This window comes from Alienimonas chondri (assembly GCF_013036045.1).
GTDB classification, from domain to species: Bacteria; Planctomycetota; Planctomycetia; order Planctomycetales; family Planctomycetaceae; genus Alienimonas; species Alienimonas chondri.
The window spans coordinates 1-11,070 of sequence record NZ_WTPX01000150.1 but is presented as its reverse complement, the minus strand read 5'-3'; the positions used below and the strand labels follow the sequence as shown (position 1 = coordinate 11,070).

Sequence of the window (11,070 nt, the reverse complement as noted above, 5' to 3'; positions counted from 1 at the left end):
GGATTTCTGTGGGCGGTCGACATCCGTGTCGCTCTTGCGGGGTGCGTCGTCCGGCCGAGGCGGGGCGCTCCGGGCGGCGACGGGAAACGGGGCGAGCCGACGTCCATGTCGACACGTATTCGCAGTGCTTTATTTCGACGCGGGGGGAACCTCGCATGAGGAGGTTCTCCCCCCGACCGGGGCACGGGCCGACGAGCACGACGCGTCGTACCAGTCACGCGGACGGCGGCCGGCGCCGATCGGGTGCGAAGGTTTTGCTGATCGCTTCTGCACGACGGTCGGGTTAGTAGCACAGCTCCACCCGCACGTCGCCGCTGTGTAGGACGGAGGTTTCCGTCAGGCCGACGCGATACTGACTGGCCAGGCGAATCGGCCCGCCGCCGATCGCCAGCCCGGGGCCGAGGGTCACGCGGTCCCGGCCGAAGTCCGTGCCGCGGGCCTCGAAGGAGCCGGCCGGGGCGGCGTCGAACTGCGCCCGGTAGTCGCCGATCGATCCGGCGCTGACGTCGCGGCTGTAGAACGCCTCGAAGGTCGCGGTCATCGGGACCATGCCCGCGACGTCGATCCAATGGCCGGCCCGCATGCCGACCCGGGCCCGCAGTTCCTTCAGCGTGCTGTTGTCCACGTCCAGCGCCGCGGCGCCGCCGTCTTCGGTGAAGCCGTCGCGGTCGACGTGCACGTACCGCACGCCGACGACCGGGGTGAGGAACCGCGCTTCCGAGCCGAACAGCGTGCCGAACTCCGCGTCGCCGGCGGCCAGGGTGGCGCCGGTCTCCGCGTCGACGCCATCCGCGAACGGCAGCACGTCGCTGTCGATCGAGACCGACCGCAGCGCGTCCCCGAAGGCCACGCCGCCGAAGCCGCTCAGGCGGGCGTAGGTCGGCCCCATCACGGACTTCACCGACCCGCCGGCCCGGACCACCTTGTCCGTCACCGTGGAGTTCGCCGCCGACACCTGCGTGGTGAGAGACTCAAAGCCGTAGAAGGCCCCGACGGAGACGCAGGCGCCCGGTCCGCCGAAGTTCCGCGTCAGCCCGACCGCCGCCCCGGCGCTGCCGGTCTGGGCGTCGAAGGCGTTGCCGTCGCCGTCGATCCGGCCCGAGGCGCCATAGCCCTCGATCCAGCCTTCCAGTCCGGGGCCGTTCAGATTGCAGGCCCCGCAGGCCAGCGGATACGCCCCGCCCTGCCCGCCGACGACGTCCAGGAACTGCAAGCTGCTGCGGTTCAACGCGGTCAGCTGCGTGCCGTAGATCTCGCCGGAGAGCTGGTTCAGCGCCCGATCGACGTCCACGGGGTCGGCCAGCGTATCGATCGCGTTCCGCAGATCGGCCAGCGCCGGATCGTTGCGAACGGCGTCCAGCCCGGCGCCGACCTGCCGGGTGTTGAAGGTGGCGCCGGCTTGCGCGAAGGACTGGTCCCGGGCCGCGATCAGGGCGTATTCGGTCGCGCCGATCTGCTGGATGAATCGCACGTTCGCCAGCGATTCGTTCACCGTGACCGGGTTGACGACCGTCAGCCCGCCGTCGGCGGTGAGGAAGGCGTACTGCATCCCGGCGCGATAGGCGCTGTTGCCGAACGGCTGCACGTTGACGGTCCCGCCGTTCACCGTGGCGGTTCCGGTGACGGCGGTCTGGTCGAAGTCGGTCCCGGCGACGGGGGAGGCGGCGGCCTGCAGTTCGAGGTCGTAGATCATCCCCGGCCCGCTGGCGAAGTTGCCGGTGACGTTCAGCACGCCGGGGCTGTTGCCGGGGGCGAGGCGGCCGTTCATGGCGAGATCGCCGACGATCGTGCCGGCGCCGGTCAGCGTGCCGCCGTTGTTGATCAGCAGGTTGGCGGCGGTCAGCGTGCCGTTCACGCGGGTCTCCCCGCCGTCGACCGTCACGTCGTTCGCGAAGGTCATCGTCGAGCCGGACTGCACGTCGATCAGCCCGCCGGACTGCATCGCGGAGGCGGCATTGACGGCCCCGCCGGACTGCGCGGCCAGCTGCGAGCCGGCCCCGTCGACGGTCACGGCGCCGGTGAGGGTCTTCGTCGAGCCGGCGCCGAAGGAAGCGGCGACGCCGCCGTTCGTAAGGGCGAGGGTCGTCCCGTTGAACGTGCCGCCGAACCGCGTCTCGAGTACGGATCCGGCGCCGTCCACGGCGGCGGCGCCGGAAAGGGTCGTCGTCGAACCGCCGTCGCTGGTGAGGGCGTCGCCGCCGCCGGTGAGGGCGAGGGTCGTTCCGCTGAACACGCCGCCGTTCTGCGTGGAGAGAAAGGAGCCCTCCCCGTCGACGGCGGCGGCGCCGGTGAGGGTGAACGTCGTCGTCCCCGCCGCGGCCCCCAGGCCGTTGATAAAGGCGTCGCCCTCGTTGGTGAGGGCGAGAGTCGTCCCGTTGAACACGCCGCCGCTCCGCGTGGACAGCACGGAGCCGGCCCCGTCGGCGGTGGCGGCGCCGGTCAGCGTCATCGTCGAACCGCCGCCGCTGATGACCGCGTCGCCGTTGTTGGCGAGGGCAAGGGTCGCGCCGTTGAATACGCCCCCGTTCAGCACGTTCAGATCAGAGTTGGCCCCGTCGACGGCGGCGCCGCCGGTGAGGGTGAACGTCGAGCCGACATCCCAGACGGAGGCGCCGCCGCCGTTGGTGAGGGCGAGGGCGGTTCCGTCGAACGCCCCGCCGAACTGTGCGGTCAGCAAGGATCCGACGCCGTCCACGGCGGCGTCGCCGGCGAGGGTGAACGTCGAACCGGCGTCGAAGGAGAAGGCGCCGCCGCCGTCGGTGAGGGCGAGAGTCGTCCCGTCGAACGCCCCGCCGTTGGACACTCGCAGCAGGGAGCCGGCCCCGTCGACGGTCGCGGCGCCGGAGAGGGCGAGCGTCGAGCCGGCGCCGTCGACCGTGGCGTCGCCGTCGCGGGTGAGGGCGAGCATGTTCGCCGTCATCGTGCCGCCCAGTTGGGCGATCACCGCCCCGGTATCGACGGCCAGCGTGCCGGCGGGGCGGTCGGCGGGGGCGGTCGGTCGCACGATGCCGGCGCCGGACAGATCCCGGTTCGAGCCGACGAACAGCTCGCCCTCGACCGTGGTCGTCCCGCCGGCGAGCGTGTAGTTGCCCAGCCCGCTGAAGGGGGCGGGCGCCGCCGCCCCGCCGGTTTGCGTGGAGAGCAGCCCGCCGACGTCGATCGTGACGTTCTCGGAGGTGACGAAGTCCTCCGCCTTCAACCAGCCGGTTCCCGTCACCGTGACTGTCCCGGGGGCGGCGACGGCGGTGTCCTGGGCGGCGTTCTCCTCCGCGTTGACCGTGGTCGCCGCATTGATCGTGCGGTCCTGAGCGACCGCGACGGCCGGCAGGGCGCCGAGGGCGAACGCCGCGGCCGGCAACCAGGGCAGCGCCCGGCGCAGCCGGCGCTCTTCCCGCCCACGGGAGGAACGGCAGCAGGACGTGAGAGAACGAGACGCGAGGGAGCGAGGCATGGCGGGCGACTGTCGAATGAGGACGTCTGAGCGGTCCAACCGCCCGGCGCCCGCTACTGAACTTCGCTTCGCCCGGCGGAGGTCGATTTCCGAAGGGGCCACGGCGCGACTCATCGGCGCTGATGTATTCGGCCCGATCATCAGAGTCGGATGAGGGCATTTCCGATCCCGTCGCATTTCCTCAGAAGTCTTCAAGTCGCCTGAGCCCCGTCAAACACAGCGCCGCGCCGTGACAGGGACGGGCCAGCCCCTTCTCTGCCGCCCCCGATTCGGCCCCCGTCCACGGAACCGAACGGTCCGCCCCCGAAGCGATCGGACCGGCAGCGGCCGCCCGCTGCGAACCGCTGCCGTCCGCCGCGGCGGGGTTGCGAGAAAACTTTCCGAGGACCGCGTTTTGCGCGATCTGATCGCGAACCCGCGGGGTTCGGAATGGGCTTTCGAGGACACCGTCCCCCCGCTCGAGCCTCCCGTGCGAAGCGTCTCCCCTCTCGCCGCGTCTCTCCGTTTCCCCCCCCGCAGCCGCCCGCCCTGTCGAAGACGAGATCCGCTCGGCTTCACGCTGATCGAGCTGCTGGTGGTGATCGCGATCATCGCGGTGCTGGCCAGCTTGCTGCTGCCCGCCGTGCAGCGGTCCCGGGAGTCCGCTCGCCGCACGCAGTGTTTAAACAACACCAAGCAGATCGTGCTGGCGTTGCACAATCATCACGCCGCACACCGCTACTTTCCCAAAGGCGTGGAGACGCTTAAGACGCCGCTTTGGGTGACAATCCCCTGCAGCGGGGACGACGAGAGCCCGATGGTGTGGGGCACGGTGTACGAAAGCACGCCTGTTCTGCCCAGCGGCTCTCCCGGCCCCGGGGGCTTGTATCTGTCGCAGTTCTGGGGATGGCAGGCCCGCATTTTAGCCCAACTCGATCAGCGGATTCTGGATCGCATGATCAGCGACAGTTGCCCGCGGCTCTCGGTAAAGGGCAACCGGGAGGCGGCAGTCAGCAGGATTCAAACTTATCTCTGCCCCTCCGCTTCGCCCCCTCCGCGGGCCATCGACCTGATCGACGACGTGACGGACGACGGACTGAACGGAACGAACTGGGCTCCGAACTACTACCTTGGCGCCGCCGGCAGTATGACGGCTCCCGGGGAGGACGGCTTGGGCGTACGGACCGGCGGGTTCTTTGAGATCGGCAACCACATCCGGATGCGCGACATCACTGACGGCTCGCCGCAAACGCTGGCGGTGGTGGAATCGACGATCGGGTTCTGGAACGAAGGCCAGATCTGCTGCACGAGCTACCCGACGCCGGAAATGGCCGGGACCGCCGATGATCCGCCGATCTTTCATCGCGGCTCCGCGGGCGGCGGGTCGGGCGAAGCGATTTCCGACCCGGAAAAAGCCTTCACCACGCCCGGGTCCGCCCACAGCGAAGGAGTGACCGCGGCCTTCGCCGACGGTCACTCGACGCTGCTGAGCTACACCCTCGACCGCGATGTTTACCGTCGCTTGATCGAACGCAACGACGGCAGACAGGTCGAAGCCCCATGACGAATGTCTTTCTTCATCCCCGGGGCCGACCGCTCCGTGAACTTCGATCCGTTCCGTCGACCGCGCCTGACTGGCCGCTGGAACCTGCTAAACTGACCTCCCCTCGAATGGACCCCCGCCTGATGCTCGTCACCCCCCGCCCCGCTCCCGCTCCGACGGGGGCGCCGTCGTCCCGCCGCAACGGGTTCACCCTGATCGAACTGCTGGTGGTCATCGCGATCATCGCCGTGTTGGCCAGCCTGCTGCTGCCCGCCGTGCAAGCGGCTCGGGAACGGGCCCGGGCGGCCCAGTGCATGAACAACGTCAAGAACATCGCTCTGGCGATGCACAACTACGCTTCCGGCTTCAAGTCCTTCCCCACCGGCGTGGTCGTCCGTCCGCCAATTTCCGATCTCGACCCTGACGTGCCGGATGAGTTCTTCCACGGCATGGTCGTCATCGGTCAGAAAATGCCTAACGGCTCGACAATGTCTGACGGTGCCGTACCTGGCGTCCAAGGTATTGCCGTTAGTAATTATTGGGGCTGGCACGCCCTGATTCTGCCGCAGTTGGATGCGTCTCCGACCGCCCGCCTCATCAGCTTTGGAGGGGAGGTCGATCTCCCCCGCTTTCCCACTGCGGACAGCGGATCCCTGAATCAAATAAACAACTTTCAAACGGATAACCTTCGCGCCGCTGAATACAACATGCAGACTTACGTCTGCCCCAGCGCCTCCACCGTCGCCACGAAGGATGAAACCATCGAGGGCACGCCCGGCTTCCCGGACAACAACTCCGGAAACTTCGGCCTGTCCAACTACATCGGCAGCGCCGGCCTCCGCGTGACCGGCAGCGACGACTCCGGCAACGTCGTCACCACCCGCATCGGCGGGATGTTCGCACCCAACGAGGCCACCCGGTTCCGGGACGTGACCGACGGAACCACCAGCACCATTCTGCTGCTCGAGTCGCTCTACGGCGTCTGGGCGGAGGGCTATCACTGCTGCACCAGTCACACGGACGGCGAGTCCATCTTCTCCCCCGGCGTCGGCGGCGCCGGCCTCGGAATGCTTCCCGGGTCGGAAGTCTTTACGAAGCCCGGCGCCTGGCATGCCGAGGGCACGAACATCGCCTTGGTCGACGGCTCCGCCCAGATGCTCAACTACACCGTCGACGAAGAGACCTACCGCCGCCTGATCCAGCGGAACGACGGCCAGCAGGTGAGCAAGGAGTGGTGACCCCCGTGCGATCTGCCGTTGCGGGCGTTCGCCTGAAGCGGACGGTCTGCCTCGTGATCGTCGCGACGCTTGCCGTCGGGTCCGCGGCGCCCGCCGCGGACCCGCCGCCCAAGGCCCAACGACTGGATGCGGCGAAGGTTCGCATCGTGCTGTTCTGTCCCAACGGCGTGCGTCCGCCCGTCGATTATCAGTCCGGTCTCGATCGGCTCGCCGACTACACGGACGCCTTCATCCTCAGCGGCCTGAAACGCTGGGGCCATGAACCGGGGGTGAAGAGCCTGTTCGTCCGCGTCGACGAAAACGGACGTCCCACCGACGACGGAACCGGTTCCGTCGAGGTGTTGGGCGTGATCGGCGAGCACGGCGTCGATCGCTACACCAAGCCGGATACCCACAAGGAGGCCGTCGCCTCCGCGATGAGGCACTTCGATCTGCCCGCCAAGGGCGATCTGTGGTGGGTGCTGGTCTATCACGGCGATCCGCCGACGCGGTTCTCGGACTTCCGGGGCGGCAACTCCCCCCAGTTCGGCGGGTGGTCGATCGCCAACTACGACAGCCGCCTGCCCCGGCTCCGCAAGACGATGCCGATCTGCGCCGGACTGGGCGACGAGATGGCCTTGAAGGGGATGGTTCACGAACTCGGTCATGCCTTCGGCCTGCCGCACATCGGTCCGAAAGCCGCCCCGCGGCGCCGGCATGACAACACGCTGATGGGGCCGAACAACTTCAACTACAAGCGGGTCGCCGGCCGCGCGGTGCAGAACGGACACCTCAGCGAAGCGTCCGCGGCGATGCTCGCCGTGCACCCGGTCGTCCGCGGCGTCCCGCTGAGCGAGTGGAACCTGCCGACCGTGAAGGTCGCCGACCTCGCCCTCCGGCCGACCGCGACGGGGAACGGGTTTGCCCTCGCCGGCACGGTCCGCGCCGTCGGAGCGAAGCCGATCAACGCGGTGCTCGGCGATCACCCGGACTCCCTGCCCGGCGAGTATTGGGCGAAGCACTACGTCGCCCCCGTCGGCGACGACGGTCGATTTGAACTCCCGGTGACCGAAGCCGCGGAGTCCGACGGCGAACTGCGGTTGTGGTTCACCTTCCCCGGCGGCGAAACCACCGGCAACGGCCGCTGGCGAGGCGCGAACGGCGCGGTGAAGATTCCCTATCGCTACGCCGACGGCCGCTGGACGAAAGCGGAGTGAGCGAGACGTCGTACTCCCCTCGCCCCTTCGTTTGGGAACGCCGGGGGGAGCGGGGAGAAACCGGCTCGCGTCACTTCGCCAGCGCGGCGCCCAGACGGAAGCCGGCTTCGGTCAGACGACGATCGGCCAAGCGGCGAATCTTGTCGACGTCCTCCTCGGCGACCCGCAGCGGCGCCGGGTCCGGGTCGCGGTCGGCGTCGACGGCGGCCTCGCGGGTGCGCACGTAGGCCAGCACGTCCGGCGTGTAGACCGCCCATTGGGCGAGCGTCCGGCTCTCCCGCGCCCACGACCTCGGGTCGAGATCGCCCGCGGCCGCGGCGCCGGCGGCGGACAGGCCTTCGTCGGCCAGCAATCGCTCCGCGTTCAACGAGACCTCGACCGGCGTGAACGTCGCGCCGGGCGCCGCGTCCCACAGCGCATGGAGGTTGCGGCCCGGCTGTCCGGGCGACGCCGCCACCTTCACCAGATTCCCCCCGCGGTCGCCCTCCGGGTACAGCCCGTCCGTGAACAGCGCCGCCGCGTGCATCGGTTGATGCACGTCCCCGCCGAGGTGCAGAACCCAGCAGAGCGCGACCGCCCGCTCCGCGGCCGAACGGTTCTCGTCCGCCACGGCCGCCAAATTGAACCGCAACGCCTGCACGGCGTTCATGCCCGGCTCCCCGTCGGCCCCTTTCCCCTCGGCGCCGTCCGCGGCGGTCACGCCCTCGGGCGGGTCGAAGCGCACGTTCGGAGCGGGCAGCCCGTCGGCGACCCGCTCTCGAATCGCCGCTTCGTCCGCCGGGGTGAGATACAGCGGGATGTTGATGTAGTGCCAGGTGTCGCGGTTGAAGGCGCTGCGACGTTCCGGCTCGCCTCGATCGCGGACGACGTCCGGCCAGACGCTCGCCCGGCGGAACAGCCATTCGTCCTGACCCTCGCGGTCGGCGGCGGCGATCTCCGGCGGCATCGCGGCGACGAAGTCCTCCTCGTACCGCGGGTGCTGGCGGAGCAGGTCGGCCAGCGCCGTCCGCCGGGCAGGCGTGGTGGGACGCCGGGCACGAAACCGTCGCCGCGGCGGCCAACAGACCGCACAGACGGGGACGTGTGACGGAACGCATCACGGAGCGACGAACGGTCATCGGAGGCAGGAAGCGGGGCGGAACTCGGCCGACGACCATACGCGGCGTGGTGGGATCGAATCGGTGAGAATACGGTGAACCCGCACCGAGGACTCGAATCACGACGCCGCCGATGACCGCCTTTTATCACCCCCGCCGCCAATGGCTCGTCGGGAACGCCGAGGAGGGCGGCTTGGCGATGCTCCCGCAGTTCGGCTGCGGCAGCGGCGGCACGCACCGCCCGTTCAACAGCTACGCGCTGGTGTTCCCCGTCGGCGGCGTGCGGAAGGCGCTGCTGTTCGACGCCCCCTTTCGGCACGCGATCCCCGGCGTGCGGGGGTTGAAGGAGGAGGGCGTGGAGATCCTCGGTTGCTTCGTCTCGCACGCCGACCTCGCCGGTCGCGGCGACGCCTTCGACCAGTTGGTCGCGGAGTTCGAGTTGCCGCTGTTCCTCCACCCCGAAGACCGCCACGACCCCCGCGTCCGCGGGCTGATGCAGGAATGGGAGGATCCGATCGCCGCTTGCGGGGAGGGCGGCCCGCTGGCCGACCTGCCGATCGAAACGCTGCACTGGCCGGGCCACTCGCCGGGATCGGTGATGGTCTACACGCCGGCGTTCGGCGGCGTGCTGCTGACGGGCGACAGCGCAATCGCCCCCGGCCCGATGCAACCGGACGACGCCCCGCCGCTGGAGCGTCCGCCGGCCCCGCCCCCGCCGTTCTCCCCGACGGACGACGAGGTCTGCGACGCTTGGCGAGTGCTGCTGAAGCGCTGGGAAACCGACGGCGCCCCCCGCACCCTCGCCCCGCTGCACGGCGAGATCTACGCGGACACCGACGACGTGCCCGTCCTGATCCGCGGCCTGTTAAAGGCCGCCCCGATGACGCCGCAGGTCCGGCCGACAGCGTGACTCCCCCCGCTTCGCCGTCGCCGTTAGGCGGCGCGCTGCTCTCCACGACGCGCGCCGCCTAACGGCGACGGCGAAGCGGAGAGCGCAACAGAACGACCCGGACGCTTCGCAGCGTCCGGGTCGTTCGACGTTTTCCTCTCACTCTTGGCCTCTCCACTCTCCGCTCACGCTCACTCCGCGTAAAACTTCGTGATCTCCTCGTGAATCAGCGGTTCGCTGATGCTCTCGCTGACCAGACGGGTCTGGAAGCGTTTGCTGCCGGGGGTCGTGCCTTTGATCCGCAGCGTGTAGACCTTCTTGGCGCCGGGGGCGAGTTCCGGGAGGCTGTCGAACAGGATCAGGCTGCCCTCGGTCCGGTGGGCGGCGGGGCCGCGGATCACGCCGGTCTCCGTGCCGTCCGGCACCCGGCAGGCGAGGCCGACGGTCTTCGCGGCGGCGGTGCCCTCGTTGGAGACCGTCACGGTGTATTCCGTCTCGGCGCCGACTTCGACCGGGTCGTCGCTGTCCTGAATCTTCAACACCAGGCTGGCGGTGCCTTCGATCCGGGTGACGTGGCGGGCGCTGGCCTTGGCCCGGCTGCTGGCGGAGACCTCGGCCATGTGCACCTGCTCGCCGCCGGTGACGGCTTTGAGGTTCACCGTGGCGGTGACGCTGGCTCCGGCTTCGATCCGACCGAGGAACCACCGCACCGTGTTGCCCGACGGGTCGTGTGTGCCGCTGGTGTCCGTGGAGAGGAACTCAAAGCCGTCCGGGACACGGTAGCCGAGGCGAACGTTATCCGTGGCGGCGTCGCCGGGGTTGGTGACGGTCAGCTTCATCGCGGTGATCCGGTTGACGTACCGCAGACCCGGGCCGTCGATCTCCAGGTCGATCTGCGGACTTTTCACCTGCACGTCAGCCTCGGTCTCCGCTTCCAGGCCGCCTTCGCCGCGGACTCGCACGGAGACCGTCTGCACGCCGCCGGCGCTGGTCATCAGGCCGAGGCGAACCGGCTTGGTCTCGCCGGCGGACAGGGCGCCGATGTTCATGGTCAGTCGCTTCGGACCGCCGCTGTGATCCAGACCCTCGGGCAGCAGCACTTCGATCAACGCTTCGTCGATGCTGCCGGTGCCGGGGTTGGAGACGAGGATCGTCTGCGTGGCCGGTTCGCCGAGCAGAGCTTCGCGGACGCCTTCCAGTTCGACGGCCAGCTTCGGCTCCGTGACGAGGGGGGCGCCGCGGGCGATCAGCCGGCTGGTGACCATCGCCGCGAGGCGGTTGGCGTACTCGGGCGCCTCGTCGCTGCCGACGGCGGTCGGGGTGTAGGTCAGGCGAATCGACTTCACTTCGCCGGCGGCCAGCGCGGGGAAGGTCCAGGTGGGGTTGGGCGTGTCGACGCCGCCCTCGGGGGTCGGATCGGCGGCCGCGAGGCCCATGTTGGCGGAGACGTCGCCGGTGACGGTCACGCCGTAGGCGGTCGCCGGGCCGGCGTTCTTCACGGTCAGGGTCGAGGAGCAGACCCGGCCGACGCGAATCGGACCGGCGTGCTGCCAGGTGACGCTCAGTCCGGCGGTCTGCGGGCCGATGCCGCCGTCCACGCCGATCGTGCTGACGATCGGCGCCGACACGGCCGGGGCGGCCGGGGCGGGCACGGGCTCGTCCGACTCCGGCATCGAC

7 protein-coding genes are annotated in these 11,070 nt (G+C 69.7%); 4 read left to right on the top strand and 3 right to left on the bottom strand.

The annotated features are described in order from the left end of the window. Window positions 1-283 precede the first annotated feature (283 nt). A complete protein-coding gene (locus LzC2_RS17515) occupies window positions 284-3,451 on the bottom strand; it encodes an autotransporter outer membrane beta-barrel domain-containing protein (protein WP_171189316.1) in 3,168 nt (1,055 codons plus the stop codon). 577 nt (window positions 3,452-4,028) lie between these two features. Here LzC2_RS17515 and LzC2_RS17510 point away from each other — a divergent pair. From LzC2_RS17510 to LzC2_RS17500, 3 genes are all read left to right on the top strand, one after another. Continuing rightward, the gene (locus tag LzC2_RS17510) at window positions 4,029-4,994 is read left to right on the top strand and encodes a DUF1559 family PulG-like putative transporter (protein WP_414636421.1); all 966 of its coding nucleotides are present in this window, start codon (window positions 4,029-4,031) and stop codon (window positions 4,992-4,994) included. Between the two features lie 107 nt (window positions 4,995-5,101). Further along, a complete protein-coding gene (locus tag LzC2_RS17505; RefSeq protein WP_174977617.1) occupies window positions 5,102-6,211 on the top strand; it encodes a DUF1559 family PulG-like putative transporter in 1,110 nt (369 codons plus the stop codon). 5 nt (window positions 6,212-6,216) lie between these two features. Further along, entirely contained in the window at window positions 6,217-7,407 is a 1,191-nt protein-coding gene (locus tag LzC2_RS17500) for a hypothetical protein (RefSeq protein ID WP_171189313.1), read from the top strand. A 70-nt stretch (window positions 7,408-7,477) separates the two neighbouring features. Here the strand turns inward: LzC2_RS17500 and LzC2_RS17495 are convergent, their stop codons facing one another. Further along, the gene (locus LzC2_RS17495) at window positions 7,478-8,353 is read right to left on the bottom strand and encodes a S1/P1 nuclease (RefSeq protein ID WP_171189312.1); all 876 of its coding nucleotides are present in this window, start codon (window positions 8,351-8,353) and stop codon (window positions 7,478-7,480) included. Window positions 8,354-8,637: 284 nt separating this feature from the next. On the opposite strand from LzC2_RS17495, the gene LzC2_RS17490 reads away from it, so the two are divergent. Then, window positions 8,638-9,414 carry an MBL fold metallo-hydrolase gene (locus LzC2_RS17490; protein WP_171189311.1) on the top strand — a complete coding sequence of 259 codons (777 nt, stop codon included), beginning with the start codon at window positions 8,638-8,640 and terminating at the stop codon, window positions 9,412-9,414. Window positions 9,415-9,584: 170 nt separating this feature from the next. Here LzC2_RS17490 and LzC2_RS17485 read toward each other — a convergent pair. Beyond that, window positions 9,585-11,070: DUF11 domain-containing protein (locus LzC2_RS17485; RefSeq protein WP_206678774.1), on the bottom strand; the 1,486-nt coding region annotated here is incomplete at its 5' end.